Here is an 18907-nt window from a genome sequence, read left to right on the forward strand (position 1 = left end):
TGCCGCGGCACGCCGGATCGGAGCACCGCAGTGAGCGACGCCTCCCGGCGCAGCAGCGCCACCGCCCCGACGGTGACGGTCGGCAGCGACGCCCACGGGTCCCCGGGCCGCGACGTGGACGTCACCGTCCGCGTCCGCAACGTCGCCGCCGGGCCGCTGGACGTGCGGGTCCACGCGATCGGCCTCGAGCCGGCGTGGGCCGCGCAGGCCGTGACGGTGCCCGCCCTGGCACCGGGCGCGACCGCGGGCACGACGCTGCGCGTGACGCCGCCGGCGGGCGCCGCCCCCGGCGACTACCCGTTCCTCGTGGTGGTCGAGAGCGCCGCTGGGCGCACCGTCACCGACGCCGTGCTCACGCTCGCCGTGGCCGGCGGGCTGGTCGCCGGTGTGGAGCCCACGGACGCGCGGGGGCGCGGCCGCCGCCGCGTCGAGGTCGTGCTCGCCAACACCGCGGCGACCCCGGCGTCCGTGCGGCTGTCGGCCACCGGCCACGGCGTCGACGTCGCCGTGCCGCACGCGGCGGTGGAGGTCCCCGCCGCGGGGACGGTGCGCGTGCCGGCCGTGCTGCGGACCGCGCCCCGCTGGGTCGGGCACGCGCAGCGCCACACGTACACCGTCACCGTCACGGGACGCGGCGCGCCGCAGCAGGTGCCGGGCACGTTCACGTCGCGCGCGTGGCTGGGGCCGGGTGTGCTCAAGGTCGCCGCGGTCGTCGCCGTGCTCGCGCTGTGGGTCGGCGGGGCACTGGTCGGGATCCCGCGCGTCGTGACGGCGCTCGGCGACCGGGACGGCGACACGCTCGTGGTGGACCCCGGGTCCCCGGCGGCGGACGGGTCGGGCGACGGGTCGGGCGACGGGTCGGGCACGGCCACCGGCGGGGACGGCGGGGACGGCACCGGGGACGCGCCGGCGGCTCCGGACGCCGCCCCGGGCACCTCCACCTTGCGCGTCGCCGGGCAGGTCTCCGGGCCCGACCCCGGCGACGCGAGCGTGCAGGTGGTGCCGACGTCGGAGCTGTGGGCCTCGACCGGTCCCGCGACGACGACGGGCACCGACGCCCCGACGTCCGTCGCCGCCGTGGGACGGGCGGCCCTCGGGGCTGCCGTCACCGCCGCGCTGGCCCCCGCCGCGGGTCCGGTCGCCGCCGCCGTGGGCCGGGTGCTCGCCGGCACCGCCGACGCGGCGCCCGGCAGGCTGCTGGGCACCGCGCTGGCCGTCGAGGGCACCACCGGCACCGCGCAGCGGCTGCGCACCACGACGGACGCGGCGGGCACGTGGGCGGTCGCCGGGCTGTCCCCCACGACGCGCTACCTCGTGACGGTCGCCAAGCCCGGCTACCGCACCCAGCGGTACGTGCTCACGGGTGCCGAGCTGTCCGCGACGCCGCTGCGCACCGAGCTGCGCGCCGGCGACGGCGCGCTGCGTGGCCTCGTCACCGGCCCCGAGGGGCCCGTCGGCGGCGTCGAGCTCACGCTCACCGACGGCACGACGACGGTGACCACGCGCACCGTCACCGAGGGACGCGTGGGCACCTGGTCCGTCGAGGGCCTGAGCACACCGAGCACGTACCTCGTCACGGCGTCGTCCGACCGCTGGGGCAGCACGTCGCGGCTCGTGGCGCTGGGCGCGGCGGGTGAGCGCGACGTCGACCTGGCGGTGGAGCCGGGGGTCGCGGCGGTCACCGGCGTCGCGGTCGGCACCGCGGCCCTGGGCGGCGTCGGCGGCATCGGCGGCCTGACGGTCACCGCGACCGACGGCACCGTCACGCGGACCGCCACGACCCTCACCGGCGACGACGCCGGCCGGTTCGTCCTGGCGGACCTGCCGGTGCCCGGCACGTACACGGTGACGGTCGGCGGCCCGGGGTACGCGACGGTGACGCGCGAGCTGGACCTCACCGCGGCAGGCGTCGCGGGGTGGGAGGTCGCCATGACGGCCGTCGGCGGGTCCGTCTCGGGCACGGTCCGAGACGCCGACGACGCCGGGGTCACCGCGGCCGGGCTCACCCTGAGCGACGGCACCACCACGTACAAGTCGATGTCGTCCTCGGACGGCCGGGGGTCCTACCGGTTCGTCGGCGTCACCGCCGGGACGTACGTGCTGTCTGCCGAGGCGTTCGGGTACGTCACCGGGCACGCCCAGGTCGAGGTCGCCGCCGGTGCGGCGGCGTCCTCGGACCTCGTGCTGACGTCCGTGCCCGGTGACGGGCTCGTCGCGACCGCGGGCGTCACGGGCCGCGTCACCGACGCCTCCACCGGCGGGCGCGTGCAGTGCCCGGCCACCACCGAGCCCTGCCTGGTGACGGTCACCACGACCGCCGCCGGCCTGGACGGCACGACGCGCACCGTCACCGCGACCGCCGCCCCGGACGACGCGTACGTCCTGCCCGCCGACGGCGACGGCGGCCTGCTGCCCGGCCGGTACACGCTCACCGTGTCGGTGCCCGGGTACGAGACCGGCACCGTCGCCGTCACCGTGCCGATGGGCGTCGTCGTGGAGGCCGCGACGGTCGCCCTGACGCCGTCGCCGTCCCTGGTCGGCTCGGTGCTGCCACGCGTCGGCGCCCTGCCCACCGACGTGTGCGTCGTCGCGCGCCCCGCCGGGTCCGCCACCACGTGCGCCCCCGCGACCGCGACCTGCACGGGCGCCGACGCACGCTGCGCCCGGCTCACGCAGGGCATGTACGAGCTGCGGCGCCTGCCCGCCGGGACGTGGGAGGTCGTCGTCGTGGGGCTGCCGGGTGACGACTGGGTGACGCCCGACCCCGTCGAGGTCGTCCTGCTGCCCGGGGAGACGCGGCGGTACGACGCGACCATCGAACGCCTCGGCATCATCCGGGTCACGACGCTGCGCGCCGACGCGACCGGCGCGATCGACGTGGCCCGCGACGCCTCCGTGCGGGCCGAGCAGGTGGGCGGCCCGACGGTCCGGACGGCCGTCAGCGACACGCACGGCGTCGCCGAGCTGCGCGGGCTCACCCCCGGCACGTACCGGATCGTCACCTCCGCACCCGACGACCCGGGCGTCGAGGTCGCGGTCGATCGCGACATCTCCCTGAACCAGCAGCTCGACGCGACCGTCGTGCTCGCGTCACCCGTCGGGGACCAGGTCGTGCAGGTCGTCGTCCAGTCCGCGGACGACGCCTACCAGGCGCTGCCCGGTGCCCGCGTCACCGTCACGGGCGTCGTGGGGTACTCGGGGACCACGCAGGTGCGCCGCAGCCAGACGTTCACCACCGACGCGTCGGGCGAGGTGCTCGTCTGCACGGCCGCGACCGCCGCCTGCGCCGGTCTGCCGGTGCTGGCGCTGGTGTCCGGGCAGGTCGACATCGCGGTCCAGGCCGACGGGTTCGACGCGCAACGCCTCGGCGCGGTCGAGCTGGGCGCGGTGGACCGGGTGGTCCTGACCCCGTCGTACCAGCTGCTCGACGCGTCGGTCCTGCTGGTCCCCGCCGTCGCCGCCGTGCCGGACCTGGCCCTCGAGCTGGTGTCCGCGCCGCCCGGCACGGGCACCGTGCGTCTCACGCCGGCGGCCACCGGCACGGCCACGACCCACGGCGAGGTGCCCGACGCGCGACCCGCGACGCGCGTGGCCCTGACGTTCGTCGACACCGCGATCGGCGTCGAGAACCGCATCCGCCCCGGCACGTACCGCTTCGCGCTGCGCGCCCCGGGGTGGAGCACGCCCACCGCGACCACCGAGGTCGTCGTCGACGTGCCCTACCGCACCACGGGCACGGCGGGCACGACGCGCTCGCAGACCGTGCTGCTGCGCGACGGCGGTGTGCGCGTCACCCTCGCCCCCGACGGGGCCGCGCCGCTGGCCGCCGCCCGCGTCACGCTGTCCGCCGGCGGGGCCGTGGTCGCGCAGCGGGACGTCACGGGCACGCCCGTGGTCGACCTGGGCGCCCTGCCCGTGGGGGCGTACGACCTGCAGGTCGTGGCCGCCGGGTTCCGCACGCCCGCACCCGTGGGCGTCGAGGTCGGTGCGGGGTCCGTCGCGACGCCGTCCGTGCCGCTCGCTGGCCTGGGCCGCATCCACGGCACGGTGTCCACCCGCCTGGGTGCGGGCTGGACGGTCGCGCTGCCGGGGGCCGAGGTGCGCGCGGTGGGCCCCGCGGACGGCACCGGGTCCGGCGACGTCACGTTCACGGCACGGTCCGACGGTTCGGGCGCGTTCACGCTGGTGGGCGACCTGGACCGCGAGGGCCTGTGGGACGGCGACTGGGACGTCACCGCCTCGGCGGACGCCCACACCGCTGCCACGGTCCGGGCCGTCGTCGCACCGGGCGCGACGACCTCGCACGTGGAGCTCGACCCGCTCGGCTCGACCCTCACCGTGCGCGTCACCGACGCCGCGGGTGCCGCCGTGACGTCGGGTCTGAGCGTGCGCCTGGCGTACTCCGACCACGCCGTGACGATCGCACCGCCCACGGTGGAGGACGACGAGTTCGTGTTCAGCGGCCTGCTGCCGCTCACGTACACGCTGTGGGTGGTGCCCTCGACCAGCGAGTACACGACCGTCAGCACGCGCGTGACCGTCGGCCCGGGGCAGCCGGGGCGCGTCGAGGTGCCGCTGGCGACCCCCACGGGTGCGGTGCAGGGCCAGGTCACGCAGGAGGCCGCCGACGGGTCGTCCGGCGCGCTGCCGGGCGTCACCGTGACGGCGACGCCGCAGGGCAGCACCGACGGGGTCTCCGTCACGACCGACGCCGACGGGCGCTACCTGCTCAGCGGGCTGGGCGGCGGCACGTACGCGCTGACGTTCACCGCGTCCGGGACCACCCTCACGCGCGGTGTGCAGGTCGTGCCCGGGCAGGGCACCGTGCTGGACGTGACGTTCCCGCTGACACGGCACGCGGTGACGGTGCAGCTCACGTCGAGCATCGGGGCGGACCTGACCGGTGGCCTCGTGACGCTGACGTCGGGCACCGGGACGGTGCTCGGGCCGCAGTCGGTCGCGCGGTCCGGCACGCGGCACGTGACGACGTTCCCGCAGGTGCCGCCCGGCACGTGGACCGTGCGCGCCGCGGGCCCCGCCGGGCACCTGGCGACGGTGCAGCAGACGGTCCAGGTGTCCGGTCCGACCACCCTGCCGCTGGAGCTGCGCGAGGTCGAGCTGCGGCTGCGCGCGACGGGCGGGGCGCCCGCGGTGGACGTCACGATCGCGCCGACCGGCGGCACCCCGGTGGACGTGCGTCTGCTCGACGGCGCGAGCGACTCCGTGCTGTACGTGCCCGGGTCCACCGGCGGACCGGCCGCCGCGCTCACCGCGACGACGAGCGCCGGGTGGCGGGTCGCGCTGTCGCAGGCGACGGTGCCCGCCGGTGCGACGCAGCTGCTGGTCACCGCGACCACCACGCCCGTGCCCGCGGTGACCACGGTGTCCGCGCGGACGTCCGGACCGGTCGAGGTCGGCGCCGACCTGACCGTGACGGTCACCGTGACCACCGCCTCCGGCACACCGGCCGGGCAGGTGCAGGTCGGCGTCGGGTCCCCGACCGTGTGGGGTGCCGCCGTCCCCCTCGCCGGCGGGACCGCCGCCGTCCGCGTTCCGACGACCGGCTGGTCGCCGGGGAGCACCACGCTGGCGGTCCGCTACGTGCCCGCGTCGACGACGACGTGGGCGCCGTCGAGCACGACCGTGGGCGTGCAGGTGCAGCCCGCGGCGGTCGTCCCGGGACCGGGCGGCGGGGGCACCCCGGGGGGCGACCAGGGGGGCGGCCAGGGCGGCACTGCCCTCGTCGACGGGTGAGCCGCACCGTGGGAGAGGATGGGGCGCACGCGTGGCACCACGCGTCGCGCCGCACGGCCGAGAAGGACTGACACGTGATCGAGATCCTCAGCCCCTCCGAGGTGTCCCGTGCCCGGGACACGGGAGCCCTGGTCGCCGAGATCCTGCAGACGCTGCGCCGCCGCGCCACGGTCGGCACCAACCTGCTGGAGATCGACCGGTGGGCGCAGCAGATGATCGTCGACGCCGGTGCGCAGTCCTGCTACGTCGACTACGCGCCGTCGTTCGGCCGCGGCCCGTTCGGCCACTACATCTGCACGGCCGTCAACGACGCCGTCCTGCACGGCCTGCCGCACGACTACGCGCTGCGCGACGGGGACCTGCTGACGCTCGACCTGGCGGTGTCGCTGCGCGGGATCGCCGCGGACTCCGCGATCAGCTTCGTCGTGGGCACGCCGCGCGACCCCGCCGACGTCGCGCTCATCGAGACGACCGAGCGCGCGCTGGCCGCCGCCATCGCCGCCGCGCGGCCCGGGGCCCGCGTCGGTGACCTCTCGCACGCCATCGGCACCGTGCTCACCGACGCCGGGTACCCCGTCAACACCGAGTTCGGTGGGCACGGCATCGGCACGACCATGCACCAGGACCCGCACGTGCCCAACACCGGCCGTCCCGGCCGTGGCTACCCGCTGCGTCCCGGCCTGCTGCTCGCCCTCGAGCCGTGGGTCATGGCGGACACGGACCGGCTCGTCACGGACCCCGACGGCTGGACGCTGCGCAGCGCGACGGGCTGCCGCACCGCGCACAGCGAGCACACCGTGGCGATCACGCAGGACGGCGCGGAGATCCTCACGCTCCCGCGCTGAGGCCGCCCCGCCGCCCTCGCCGTCCCGACGGGCTGCGGCGAGGTCCCGACGGTCAGCCGAGCAGCAGCATCGCCGCCACGAACGCCGCACCGGCACCCAGCAGGCCGGACACCAGCGCGACCACCCACGTGCGGGGGTGCCCGCACGGCACCGGCACGGGCACCTCGACCACCACGGGCGCGGGCTCCGGCGCCGGGGGCGGCGGCAGCAGCAGCGGCGCCTGCGGCGGCGTCAGGTCCCCGCCGCACCGCACGCACGGACCGCGCGTGTGCCCGTTGTGCTCCCCGCAGCCGTGGCAGACGACGACGACGTCCGCGACCTCGCCCTCGACGCCGGGCGACCGGCGCACGGCGCCCGGGTCGGTGTCCCCGTGGGGCGCCCCCGCGCCGCCACGGTCGGCCCAGAACAGCGGGAAGTCGCACTGCGGGCAGAACCCGGACGCGTCACGGCGCAGCAGGTCCAGCGCCGTGCGTGTGCCGCACTCGGGGCACACGGTCAGGGTGCCTCCCGCCGCACCCGCACGCGCCGGCAGCACCGGCTCACGGACCACCTCGGTCATCGGGACCCCTCCTCGGGTCGCGGCCACACCGTGCGACCGCCCACCACCAGCTCGACCCGCACGTGCGCCGGCACCTCGGCACGCACCAGCTCGACCAGCTCGTCCTGCGTCAACCGCCCCGGGGTGGTGGCCTCGAGCCGCACCCACGCGGTGTCGTCGTCCGGCTCCTCGCCCAGCGGGTGCACACCACCGCCGTCCACGACCCGCGCCGGCCCGCCGGTGTACCCCTCCAGCAGCAGGCGCAGCCCGTGGGCCGTCCCCCGCCACGGCAGCGCGGCCGCGCCGGCGACGAGCAGGTCGCGCTGCAGGTCGTCGGGGAGGTCCGCGTCCAGACCGGGCAGGCCGATCCAGCGGGCCAGGTACCGGACCATCTCCGGCGGCGCGAGCCGCGGGTCCGCGAGGTGCGGCAGGGAGTCCGGGTGGGCGAGCAGCGTCTCCGCCTCGGCCTGGAAGATCCGCACGAAGCGCGCGAAGAAGTCCTCCGCGACCATCCCGCCGGGGAGCTGCGCCAGCAGCCAGTCGTCAGCGCGTCCCACGGTCCACCCCCGCCGTCGTCGGCACCGCCGTCGTCAGCACCGCCGTCATCGCACGACCACGCGGTGCCCGGCGGACAGCAGCAGCGTGTCCGCGTCGATCGTCAGGGACTCCCGTCCCTCGCCGACGCGCCGCCCGTTGCGCAGGTCGTACCCGAACAGCGTGACCTCGTCGACGCCGAGGACGCCGTCGACGCCCTCGACGACCTGCGCGACAGCCGTCGCGGTGAGCGTCTGGCCGAACGGCCAACCGGTGCCCTGCGGACCACCGACCAGGGGGTGCACGAACCGCGTGAGCGCCTCGACGACGCGCTCGCGCACGGCCTGCGCGGGCCGCCCGGGGACCGCCCGGACCAGCGCCGCGACGGACACCCCGTGGTAGTACGGCGCCCCCAGCCCCACCGAGACCCCCACGGTCCGGCGCCGGTCCAGCTCGGCGGCGACGGTGTCGAGCAGCCGCGGGGAGAGCACGAAGTCGTCGATCGTGTGGCTGCGCGGGTCCGTGCGCACCTGCGGCACGAGCAGCACGTGCACCGGTCGCACCGGCCCGTCGGGAGGCACGACCAGGCACCGGGCCCGCGCGACCTCGACGGACGCCTGCCGGACCACCTGCTCGAAGTCCGACGCCGTGACCGCACGCTGCCCCGCGCGCAGCGCCAGCGGCCCGCGCACCTTGGCCTCCTCGACCGTCTCGGCGTCGACGCCACCCGTGGCCGGGACCAGGTTGGTGACCGAGCGCACCGACGGCAGCGCGGTGCGCAGCGACGTCAGCGTGCGGGCACCGACGTTGCCGCGCGACCCGCCGCCGGTCCGGTAGCCGGTGACGCGCACCTGCGCACCGTCCGGCGGGACGGCGCCGTGCCGGCGCGTGCGGCCGTCGGGCTGGCGGACGGCGGGGCCGAAGCGCACCTCACCCGTCGCGGAGTCCCACACGACGTGCCGGTCGTCCGGGCCGGAGGCGGAGAAGTCGGGGACCTCGTCCCACTCGGTCGCGCCGGTGCGGTCCACGACGACCACGCGCTCGTCCGGGCGCCGCGTGGCGACCGGTGCGGCGGACACCGCGAACCGCTGGCCCGGGCGCCCGTCGGACCGCCCCAGCACCTCGGCCGGCATCGCCTGCGCGTGCTCCGCGGGCACGCCGACGCCGACCGTGCGCACCTGCACGGAGCCCACGTGCGGGGACGCCTGGTACGCGGGGCGGCCGTCGGCGCGGTCGAGCAGCCGCGCCCGCAGCCAGTACGCGGTCGTGCCGCCGATCGTCAGGGGCGCGTGCCGGTCGCCGACCAGCAGCGTGACGGTGCCGTCGCGGTTGAGCCCGCCCGTGGTGTCGTCGTCCACGACCGTGGGCACCCACGCCTCACCGCTCCACACCTCCCACGCCAGGGGCGGCCGGGTCGGGTCCACGCCGATGCCCTCGGCGTGCGCGGTGACGTCCAGGCGCAGCACCAGGTCCGCGAGCGGGCCGGTGCAGCCCAGGTACAGCGCGTCGCCGTCGCGGATCGGTGACGACGGGAAGCAGCGCACGGACTCGCCGGGCACCTGCAGCGCCTCCCACGCGTCGGTGGACGCGGCGCCGTCGGGCCCGGCCGTCCGCGCCGCGACCAGCACGGGCGGGACCGCGACGGCCTCGGCGGACGTCGCGAACACCACGGCGTCCTGGCCCCCCACCGTCACGGTCGACACCGTGGTGCCCGCGGGCACCACCACGGGCTCGGTGGCCGGTGCGGCCAGCAGGAACGTCAGCCGCGTGCGCGCCACCGACGGGGGGAACGGCTCGACGCCGACGAGCTCCAGGAAGTGCGCGTACATGCGGTCCGGCACCTGGTTGACGCGGTACAGCACCATCTCCCCGACCCACGCGAAGAGCTCGACGAGCGCGACGCCGGGGTCCGACAGGTTGTGGTTGGTCCACTCGGGCGTGAAGCGCGGGATGAGGCGCTTGGTCTCGTCGACGATGTCCTGGAACCGGCGGTCGTCGAGGTTCGGCGGGTCGAGCGGCGGCATGTCAGGAGTCCTCGCGGGGGATCACGTAGAAGGGGAAGACCAGGTTGCGGCGGTCGTTGGTGGACCGGACGCGGTAGTCGATCTGGATGTGGAGCAGGCCGGACTCGCCGGGGTCCTGCACGGGACGCACGTCCTCGACGTCGACCCGCGGCTCCCACTGGGCCAGCGCGTCGCGCACGGCCTGGCGCACCAGCCCGACGAGGTTCGGGGTGATCGGCTCGAAGAGCAGGTCCCAGATGCGGCAGCCGAACGCGGGGCGCATGAGGCGCTCGCCGGGGGCGGTGAGCAGGACGACACGCATGGCGTCCTCGACGTCACCGGTCCCGTCGGTCATGGCGATCGACCCGGTGTGGTCGACCGCGAAGGGCCAGGCGAAGCCGCGGCCGACGAAGTCCGCGGCCGCCGTCATGCGCGCCGACGGGTGCTGGAGGTCGCTCATCAGTTGATCGCCACCGGGTTGCCCACGACCTTCGTCGGCCCCGACGCGGAGACCTCGGCGGTGCCGCTGGCCTTGAGCGCGACCTGCGCGCCCGTGACCTCGACCTTGGCGGTGCCCTCGATCCTCACGGTCGTGCCCTTCAGCCGCAGCTCGTTGTCCGCCTGCACCGCGACGTCGGTGCCGCGCACGGTGACCTTGCCCGTGCCGTCCAGCTCGATCGACGACGACCCGGCGACGATGCGCAGCGGGACCTGCCCCACCTCGAGGACCGCCCGCTGCTGCGAGATCCGCAGCCCGTGACCGGCGGCGCCCAGCGCGAGCTCGACGTACGCGTCGTCACCCGACTCGCCGTCGCCCAGGACGAGGCGCTGACCGTGGCGCGAGTGCAGGGCCCGCACGCGCGGACCACCCTGGGCGCGCACGGTCTGCGGCGGCAGCGCCTGCGCGGAGTGCAGCCCGCCCAGCACGACCGGCCGGCTGACGTCGCCGCCCTCGAACGCGACGAGCACCTCGTCCCCCGGCTCGTGCTGCAGGACCATGCCGCCCGCGCTGCCGCCGCCGGGCGCGAGCACGCGGGCCCAGTCGGACGACGTGCGGTCCGACGCGGTCACGAACGTGACGCGCACGCGACCCAGGCGGTCCGGGTCGTCGGTGCTGTTGACGGTCGCGACGACGAGCCCGGTGTGCCGCGCGGACCGCACGGCCCGCTCCCCCGTGGCGCCGCCCAGGCGGACCGGCTCACGGTCGCCCGCGACGAACGTCGTGCGCGAGGCGCGACCGTCGAACCGGTGCTCGACCTCCTGCACGTAGTACGTGCCGTCGAGGGGGCCGCCCTCGACGACCTCGACCTCGCCACCGGGCACGACCTCGGGCAGCAGCGGGCCGCGCCCCTGCGCCTCGACGCGGCCGTGCCGGGCGGCCACGGCCTGCGCGCGCACCCGCGCCTCCTCGGCGGAACGCACCTGCAGCCCGCCGACCTGGATCTGCGGCGTGGCGCCCCCGGCGTCCACCCGGGCGGTGAACCCGGCGCGCGGCGCCGGTGCGTCGGCGGTGGCGCGCACGGACGTCGTGGTCGCGGCGTCCCAGCCCTGCACGACGTACGTCGCGTCGGGACGTCCCACCTGGCGCGCGGACAGCTCCTCGAGGTCCACGCCGACCGTCAGGCGCGGGCGGCGCGACCCGGACGCGGTGCCGTCGGCCCGCCGCCACACGCGCAGCGTCGTGCCGTCGACCACCCAGTCGAGCCCGGAGGCGACCGCGAGCTCGTCGACCAGCCCGAGCGGCGAGTCCGCCTGCAGGTGCCACGGCTCGGTGCGCGCGACCGGCCAGCCCTGGACGGTCAGACGGGCCGCGCGGGCCAGCTCGGCGACCACCTGGGAGGCGTCGACGTTGGCGCGCGCCACCACCCCCGCGTCGGTGGTCAGCGCGTACGCGCCGTCGTGGGCCGTGACGGTGGTGGTGCTGCCGCGGTCGTCCGCGCGGGTGCCCAGCGCCGTGACGGTCCCGGTGAACAGGGCCGTGCCGTCGACGCGCACCTCGACGTCCTGCCCGATCGCGAGGCGCGAGGTCACCAGCCGGTACCCGCGGTCCACGAACGTCAGCGACGCCCGGCCGACGGTCCGCACGCCGCGCTGCACCCGCACGTCGAGCAGGTCGTCGAGCTCCGTGACGCCCAGCGCGCGCCCACCGAGGCGCACGTCGAAGGACGTGTGCACGAGCGGGTTGAGCCGGGCGGTCCCGACGTCCGTGCTCACGCGTCACCCCGCGGGACGGACAGGACGGTGCCGGGGCGCAGGTCCAGCGGGTCGTCGATGCCGTTGGCCTGCGCGAGCGCACGCCACCGCGTCGGGTCGCCGTAGTGCTGCGCGGCGATGCGGTCCAGCGTCTCGCCGGCCTGCACCCGGTGGACGCGGTGCGGCTGGGGCGTGCCCGACGTGGGGTTCTGCGGGCCGAACGCGCGCGACGGCTCGTACTGCCGCAGCTCCAGCCCCGCCCGGGCCCGCAGCGGGGTCCCCGACGCGGAGAAGTACGTGAACGTCAGCTCGAGGGCCGCGACCACCGCCGTGAACGAGTGCAGGTCGCCCCAGTGGAACGTGACGGTCGGCGGGCGGACGTTGCCCGTGGCCTCGTCCGCACCCGGCAGCGACGGGTCGACCTCCATGAGCTCCAGCAGGCGTCCGGTGTGCCGGGTGACGTCGGTGCCGTCGTGCGTGGTGTCGAAGAACAGGTCGACGCTGAGCACGCCGGACGACGACCCGGCGTACCGCAGCCGGGGCACGCCGCGGCCCGGGCGCGGGTCGCCCACCCAGTGGTTCTCCCGCGTGAGCTGCAGCTGCGCCGGGTTGAACAGGCAGGGCACCTTCTGCCCGCCCTCGATCTCGAGGAACGCCTTGACCGGGGCCGTCGTCGCCGTCATGAGAAGACCTCCCGCGTCCGGCGCCAGGTGCGCCTCTCGTCCTGCTCGGCCAGCCGTTCCTCGACGAGCCGCACGACGCGGTCGTCGAGCTCGTGCTCCAGCCACGACGTCAGCTCGGCGCGCAGCCGGCGCTCGACGTCCGCGTGGGGTGGGCGTACCTCGTCGTGCACGGGGGTCCTCTCCTGGCCGGCCGGCGGCAGCCACCGCCGGACGACGGTGGCGCCCGCGGCCGAGGCGGGGGTGGCAGGGGCGGCACCGGGCGCGCCGCGGGTGGCCGCGGGCGGGAGCCCGCCGGACGCGGGTGCCGTGGGCGGTGCGGTGACGGGGTCGTGGCGCACGACCGTGCGCGGCGGCAGCACCGTCAGGCGTCGGACGACGCCCGCCGCGGCGAACGCCGGGGCGGGTGTGAGGGCGCCGGCGACGGTCGCGTGCGCCCCGGACGTCGACGGGCCACCCGCCGCTGCGCGACCGGTGGGCACGCGGCTCCGTGCCCCGTGCGACGTCGGGTGCGGGACCGCGGGAACCGCCGGTGCGCCGGGCAGTCCCCGACCACGGGGGGTGCTCGGCGCGCCGAGCGGGGCGACGGACGTCCCGAGCCCGGGGACCGGTGCCCCGGCGCGCCCGGGGCCGCCACCGGACGCGAGGAGCGCGGCGGCCGACCCGCTGCCCCGGCGCGCGACGGCAGGGAGTACCGGTGCGGCGACGGCCGTGCGCAGCGCGCCGGCGGGCGCGGTGGCGCGGACCCCGACGGGCTGGACCGCACGGGCGAGCTCCCCGGCCCCCCGCAGCGACGCGACAGCGGGCGTGCGAGCCGCCGGACCGCCGGCGCGCACGACGGAGCGTCGCACCGCTCCTCCGGTGGGCGCCGGTCGGGGTGCCGACCCGGCGTGCCCGTGCGGGTCGCCGCCGGTGCCGACGGGTGTGCCACGGGCCGGTGCGGACGTCGCGCGCGGTGCGGCGGAGGCCGCGGCGAGCGGAGCCGCGACGGACCTCGCGGTGGCCGGTGCCGACGCGGGCGTCGCGGCAGGCGGTACCGACACGGGCGTCGCGGCACGGGACGTCGGGACGGGTGCCGCGCCGGGTCCCGCCGAACCGGGTCCCGTCGAACCGGGTTGCGCCGAGCCGGGTCCCGCCGAACCGGGTCGCGCCGGTCCGCCCGGCCGCGAGACAGCGGCCGGCACCATGACGTGGGTCGCGGCCTGCGGGGCGCGGGCCGCGGCGGCGACGGCCGGTGCTGCGGGGGCGAGCGACCGGCGCACGGTGCTCGGCTGCACGTCCTGGGCGCCCGCGGCGGGGCGCGACCCGACGGCCGGTCCGGCTGCCGGGGCGATGCCCGGGGCGACGGGCCCGACGGGACGGGCTCCTGCCCGGGCGCCGGTGGCCGGTGTGCGGGTGGCCGCCCGCAGGGAGGGGTGGGCGGCGGTGCCGTGACGCCCGACAGGCAGCGCGGGCGCACCCGTGCCGAGCCCGGCCGAGCGCCGCACGAGGCCGCGCCGGTGGCCGGCGCCCGGCACCCGCCCGGCGCTGCGCCCGGACGCGACCGGGCCGATGCCGTGCGCGCCGGGCATCGCCGACGCGGTGGCCAGGGAGCCTGCGTCGGACGATCCCGCCAGGGATCCGGGCACGCCCGGGCGACCCGTCAGGACGCGTCCGCGGTCGACGGCGCCCGACGCCGGGGGCAGGGCGGGGTCGCGACGGCCCGGGGCCCCCGCGGCGGACGGTGACGCCGGAGACCCGACCGCAGCGGGCCACGCCGGCACCGACAGGCCGGTCCGGTCGGATGCCGTCGTGGAGCGGGTCTCCGCAGCCCACCGCCGCACCGCAGCGACGGGCCCGCGACCCGAGAGGGTCGTGCCGGGGACGGAGACACGCACGTCGAGGTCGCGCGGCCCGCGCAGCGCCAGCGCGGCGCGGCGCACGGGCCCGGCGAGGGCAGCCGTCGCGGTCGGCAGACCGGCTGCCGGGTGGCGCACCGCGCCGGCGCGGGGTCCTGCGAGAGGTCGGTGCAGCGTCCCGACCCGTCCGGGCTGCTCGCCGGCGCCCGGGGAGGAGTGGGCGGGCGCGGGCGACCCGGTCGGCCCGCCCGTCGCACCCGCACCCCCGGCGAGGGGTCGGTCGGCGAGGGGTCGCTCCGGCCTCGCGCCGGCGGCGGGAGGCCGCCCGGGCTCCCGCGCGGCGGGGCCCGCGGTGCCGTCGGCGGCGGTGCGCCCGGTCGCGGTGCGCCCGGTCGCGGTGCGCCCGGTCGCAGGGCGCTCAGTTGCAGTCCGCTCGGTCGCAGTCCGCTCGGTTGCAGTCCGCTCGGTGACGGACCGGCGCGCGACCTCGGACGCGCGCTCGGCGCGCGCAGCCGCGTGGCGGCGCACCGCGGCACCCGCGTGGACCTGGCGGCGCACCAGCGCACCCCCGGGACCGGGGCGACCGGAGGGGGCAGCGGCGCTGCCGGGGACCGTCGGGCTCGTCGGCGCCGCAGCGCCCGGCGCGGGACGGCCGGGAGACGGCTGCTGCGGCGCCGTGGTCGGCCCCGGGCGGCCCCGGGCGGTCCGGCGTCGTGGGGCGACGTCGGAGGGGGTGGTCATGGTGCCGACCGCGCGGACCGCGTCGGGCAGGCGCATCGGCACGACGCGCGGCGCGAGGCGTGCCTGGACCGCGCCGGGGCGGTGGCCGCGCTCGTCGGGCAGCCGGTCCGCCGAACGCGGCAGGCCACGCGGGCGGCCACCGAGAGCGGCGACGACGCCGGCGTCCTGCGCGGCGCGTGCCCGACGCTCGGCGGCCAGGCCGGGCGACCACCAGCGGGGCGGACGCACGTCGTCGACCACGCGGACCGGGGCGGGCGCGGCGGCGGGGCCCGCGAGCGCGCGCCGCACGGCCACGGGGCGTCCGGTGCCGGCCGCGAACCGCACGGCGGCGGACGCGAGCGACCCGATCGCGGCGGGGCGCGCCCGGCCGACGGGGCCGGGCCGCCGCCACCGCTGCGCGACGGCGGCGCCCAGCGGGGTCGCCGGGGTCGGCCGCGGAGCGCCCGGGCCCGTCACCGCGTCACCGCGCGGAACCCGTGGTGCGCGACCTCGAGGGACTCGGTCAGGGGTGCGTCGGAGTCGGCGGACAGCGCCGGGCCCGTCCAGCTCACGGCGAAGACGCCGTCGAGCTCCCACGAGCGCATGCGGTTGCCCCGGTCGTCGAGGACGGTCACGGCGCCGGTGGCGCGCGTGAGGGTGTCGCCGTTGCCGGCGAAGCCCTGCCCGGAGGACCGCTGCACCCAGCCGAAGAGCGCGTCGGACTGCACCATGCCGCGCGTGAACACCAGGTGCGGCCAGCGCATCACGCCGGGCAGCTGGTGCACGTACCCGTTCTGGCCGCCCTCGACGTGCTCGACGACGTCGACGTCGAGGCGCAGGCCCTGCACCTCGCGGAACGTGCCGATCTCCACGCCGTCGACCTCCAGCAGGAACCTGCCGGACGTCGTCGGCACACCACCGCCCAGGGGCGTCTGCTCAGACACTGTCGCGCACCGCCTCCCACGCCTGCTCGTTCATCGCCGCGACCGCCCGCACCATGCGGACCCGGTCGAGGTGCTCGAGGTCCAGCAGGTCGTCGAGCGGCCAGTGCAGGTGGTACGCCAGGTAGGCGATCTCCTGCCAGACCGCGTCGACCGGGTAGCGCAGCACCGTCCGCTCACCGGGTCTCGGCCGGGAGCTCCTCGATCGCCGAGCGCGCCGGACGCGCGGACGGCACGAAGCCCGCGTCCGGGACGTCGGCGGCCGGGGTCGGCTCCTCGACGGCGGCGGGCGCCGCGGGGGCCACGGCGGCCACGTCGTCCTGGCCGGCCAGGAACTCCTCGACCTCGGCGGGGGTGCCGAAGTTGATGACGCCGTAGAAGTCCTGCAGGTACGCCAGGTCGGCGGCGAACAGGCCCTCGATCTCGTGCGTCGTCACCAGCTCCAGCGCCCCCAGGCGCTCGACGACCCGCGCGAGCACCACGACGGTCAGCCGCGGGTCGTCCGGGCCGCTGATCGTGGGGTCGCGCAGCGGCTCGAGCTCGTCGCGCGCCGTCGCCAGGCGCATGACGCCCTGCCGGTGCAGCGCCCCCTCGCGGTCGACGTACCCGCGAGGGAGCGTGAACTCGTACCGGGTGCGCAGGGTCACTTGACCCTCTCGAGGCGCTCGATGACCAGCGAGACGGTCTCCTTGATGGCGTCCGACCCGTCGACCGAGAGCTGGTCGGTCGAGATCTTGCTGGGCCAGCCGTTGAAGAAGTTGAACCGCGCGACCTCCTTGGCGCCGGCGTCGTAGAGCACGACGGAGCCGTTCTTGCGGTTGGTGTCGCGCGACCCGCTCAGACCGCCGTCGCGCACGGCCTTGAACCACTTCCACAGCGGGTCGTTGGTGACGTCGCCGGGGGCGACGCGGGTGAGCTGCAGGTCCGGCACCTCGACGGTCTGGCCGAGGAACTTGACCTGCTGCTTCTTGCCGTCCGCGCCGATCTGGGTGACCTTGCCGACGCCGACCTCGACGTCGAGGCCGGACACCGAGATGAGGGCCGAGACGACCTGCCCGTCGATCTCGAGGAAGAAGTTCTGGGAGACGATCGGGTCGGCGCTGAACAGGCCGGTGCCGCTGCTTGCCATGGGGTGCTCCTGTGGTGGTGGGGGGCGGGCTCGGGCCGTCAGGCCGCGCTCTGCTTGTTCTGGCTGATGCGGAACACGACGAACTCCGCGGGCTTGACGGGCGCGAGCCCGACCTCGACGACGAGGCGGCCGGCGTCGATGGACTCCGGGGTGTTGGTGGTCTCGTCGCAGCGGACGAAGAACGCCTGCTCGGCGGTGGACCCGAACAGCGCGCCGGACTGCCACAGACCGTGCAGGTACCCGGTGAGGGTCCGCTTGACGCCCTCCCACAGGGTCACGTCGTTCGGCTCGAAGACGGCCCACTGGGTGCCCTCGAGGATCGTCGACTCGACCATGTTGAACAGGCGGCGCACGTTGACGTACTGCCAGTCGGTGTCCGACGTGAGGGTCCGGGCGCCCCAGATGCGGATGCCGCGGGTGCCGAACGGGCGGATCGCGTTGACGCCGACCGGGTTGAGGAAGCCCTGCTCGGTCTGCGACACGGTGCGCTCGACGTCCAGGACGCCGCGGATCGTGTCGTTGGCCGGGGCCTTCCACACGCCGCGCGTCTCGTCGGTGCGGGCCCACACGCCGGCGACGTGCCCCGACGGCGGGACGACGATCTCCGCCGACGCGCCCGAGCCGAGGGGGTTCTCGACCTTGATCCACGGGTAGTACATGGTCGCGAACGCCGAGTCGTACTGCGCGACCTCGGAGCGCCACTCCTTGACCTGCTGGGGCGTCATCCCGGGGGGCGCGTCGAGCAGCGCCATGCGGTTGGCGTGCTGCTCGCAGTGCGCGATGAGGGCCGTCTGCACGGCCTTCCACAGCCCGAGGTCGAGCGTGCCGTCCTCGCGCGTCGCGGCGGTGACCAGGTCGGGGACCGCCACGATCGTGACGTCCTCGGCGATCGCCAGGCCGTTGATGCCCGTGCGGGCGGCCTCCGAGCCGGCGAACTTGCGGCCCGTGACCGGCACCTTGACCGGCTCGGCCTGCTGCAGGTCGTAGGTGCCGGGGCGCAGCAGCTCGAGCTGGCTGGACAGGTCGGTCGCCTCGTCGAGGCGGATCTCCAGCTTCACCTTCGTGGACGTCTTGTTGACCACGGTGGCGGCGTCGCGCGGGCCGCCCAGGCTGAGGCCCGGGTGCTCCTCGACGACCTCGCCACCGTCGAGGACGGTCAGCGTGAACGTCGTCGGGCCCTCGAGGTCCTCGGGGGCGTCGTCGCTGCGCACCGCGACGGACAGCTGCGCGTCGGGCTCGACCGACTCGACGGCGACGGGCAGCCCCAGCGCGCGGTCCGCCGCGGGCAGCTCGAGCGTCGCCGGCCTGCCCGACGGCTCCGCGTGGGGGACGCGGACGATGTACGCCTGCGTGCCGCCGTTGAGGAAGTAGCCGTACACCGACAGCGGCAGCATCGCGCCCTCGACGAACCCGCCGTACAGCGCCTCGTACTGGGTCCAGCTGGTCACCAGCCGCGGGGCCAGGCCCTGCGGGTCGGCCGGGTCGTCGGTGGGTGCCGACGCGGTGAAGCCCACGAAGGCCGTCACGGCGGTGGGCGCCGAGGTCAGCACCTTCTGGGACGAGGGGATCTCCTCGACGTACACGCCGGGCGCGGTGTAGGTGGGCACAGGTGGGTCCTTCTCTCGATCGTGAGGTCGCCGCCGCTCGGTGGGTCCGGTCCGGTCCGTCGCGGGTCGTCGTGAGGCTAGGCAGGCGGGTGACCCGCGGACATCGGTAATCGCTACCGAGGTTC

14 protein-coding genes are annotated in these 18907 nt (G+C 77.0%); 2 read left to right on the forward strand and 12 right to left on the reverse strand.

Annotated elements, in window-relative coordinates; all coding sequences use genetic code 11:
- Positions 1-30 precede the first annotated feature (30 nt).
- A complete protein-coding gene (locus KG103_RS15650) occupies positions 31-5754 on the forward strand; it encodes a carboxypeptidase regulatory-like domain-containing protein (RefSeq protein ID WP_207339432.1) in 5724 nt (1907 codons plus the stop codon).
- A 74-nt stretch (positions 5755-5828) separates the two neighbouring features.
- Positions 5829-6599: a type I methionyl aminopeptidase gene (map, locus tag KG103_RS15655; RefSeq protein WP_207339433.1), complete on the forward strand. Its 771-nt coding sequence runs from the start codon at positions 5829-5831 to the stop codon at positions 6597-6599.
- A gap of 52 nt (positions 6600-6651) precedes the next feature.
- Here the strand turns inward: map and KG103_RS15660 are convergent, their stop codons facing one another.
- From KG103_RS15660 to KG103_RS15715, 12 genes are all read right to left on the reverse strand, one after another.
- Entirely contained in the window at positions 6652-7158 is a 507-nt protein-coding gene (locus tag KG103_RS15660; protein ID WP_207339434.1) for a hypothetical protein, read from the reverse strand.
- Complete coding sequence (locus KG103_RS15665; protein ID WP_249670628.1) at positions 7155-7694, reverse strand: phage tail protein; 540 nt, start codon at positions 7692-7694, stop codon at positions 7155-7157. Before KG103_RS15665 ends, KG103_RS15660 begins: the two co-directional genes overlap by 4 nt.
- Positions 7695-7739: 45 nt before the next feature.
- On the reverse strand, positions 7740-9695 hold the full coding sequence (locus KG103_RS15670) for a putative baseplate assembly protein (protein WP_207339435.1): 1956 nt from the start codon (positions 9693-9695) through the stop codon (positions 7740-7742).
- A 1-nt stretch (position 9696) separates the two neighbouring features.
- Positions 9697-10134 (reverse strand): GPW/gp25 family protein, encoded by a 438-nt coding sequence (locus KG103_RS15675; RefSeq protein ID WP_242635201.1) that lies wholly within the window; start codon positions 10132-10134, stop codon positions 9697-9699.
- Positions 10134-11888, reverse strand: coding sequence for a phage baseplate assembly protein V (locus KG103_RS15680; protein WP_207339436.1), 1755 nt, complete (start codon positions 11886-11888; stop codon positions 10134-10136). Before KG103_RS15680 ends, KG103_RS15675 begins: the two co-directional genes overlap by 1 nt.
- On the reverse strand, positions 11885-12550 hold the full coding sequence (locus KG103_RS15685; RefSeq protein ID WP_207339437.1) for a CIS tube protein: 666 nt from the start codon (positions 12548-12550) through the stop codon (positions 11885-11887). Before KG103_RS15685 ends, KG103_RS15680 begins: the two co-directional genes overlap by 4 nt.
- Positions 12547-13029: a hypothetical protein gene (locus KG103_RS15690; protein WP_207339438.1), complete on the reverse strand. Its 483-nt coding sequence runs from the start codon at positions 13027-13029 to the stop codon at positions 12547-12549. The genes KG103_RS15685 and KG103_RS15690 overlap by 4 nt, the downstream gene beginning before the upstream one ends.
- A gap of 2549 nt (positions 13030-15578) precedes the next feature.
- The gene (locus KG103_RS15695) at positions 15579-16049 is read right to left on the reverse strand and encodes a phage tail protein (protein ID WP_249670629.1); all 471 of its coding nucleotides are present in this window, start codon (positions 16047-16049) and stop codon (positions 15579-15581) included.
- Positions 16042-16215, reverse strand: a complete 174-nt coding sequence (locus tag KG103_RS15700; protein ID WP_207339439.1) for a DUF6760 family protein — start codon at positions 16213-16215, stop codon at positions 16042-16044. The genes KG103_RS15695 and KG103_RS15700 overlap by 8 nt, the downstream gene beginning before the upstream one ends.
- A 7-nt stretch (positions 16216-16222) precedes the next feature.
- A complete protein-coding gene (locus tag KG103_RS15705) occupies positions 16223-16693 on the reverse strand; it encodes a hypothetical protein (RefSeq protein ID WP_207339440.1) in 471 nt (156 codons plus the stop codon).
- On the reverse strand, positions 16690-17175 hold the full coding sequence (locus KG103_RS15710) for a phage tail protein (RefSeq protein WP_207339441.1): 486 nt from the start codon (positions 17173-17175) through the stop codon (positions 16690-16692). The genes KG103_RS15705 and KG103_RS15710 overlap by 4 nt, the downstream gene beginning before the upstream one ends.
- Positions 17176-17213: 38 nt before the next feature.
- On the reverse strand, positions 17214-18782 hold the full coding sequence (locus KG103_RS15715) for a phage tail sheath family protein (RefSeq protein ID WP_207339442.1): 1569 nt from the start codon (positions 18780-18782) through the stop codon (positions 17214-17216).
- Between the last annotated feature and the right edge of the window lie 125 nt (positions 18783-18907).

Source organism: Cellulomonas wangleii (genome assembly GCF_018388445.1).
Lineage (GTDB): Bacteria > Actinomycetota > Actinomycetes > Actinomycetales > Cellulomonadaceae > Cellulomonas > Cellulomonas wangleii.

Excerpts from the sequence above, each read along its gene's own strand:
- KG103_RS15660 (WP_207339434.1), bottom strand. The coding sequence starts at position 7,158 with ATGACCGAGGTGGTCCGTGAGCCGGTGCTGCCGGCGCGTGCGGGTGCG.
- KG103_RS15670 (WP_207339435.1), bottom strand. The coding sequence starts at position 9,695 with ATGCCGCCGCTCGACCCGCCGAACCTCGACGACCGCCGGTTCCAGGAC.
- KG103_RS15675 (WP_242635201.1), bottom strand. The coding sequence starts at position 10,134 with ATGAGCGACCTCCAGCACCCGTCGGCGCGCATGACGGCGGCCGCGGAC.
- KG103_RS15685 (WP_207339437.1), bottom strand. The coding sequence starts at position 12,550 with ATGACGGCGACGACGGCCCCGGTCAAGGCGTTCCTCGAGATCGAGGGC.
- KG103_RS15710 (WP_207339441.1), bottom strand. The coding sequence starts at position 17,175 with ATGGCAAGCAGCGGCACCGGCCTGTTCAGCGCCGACCCGATCGTCTCC.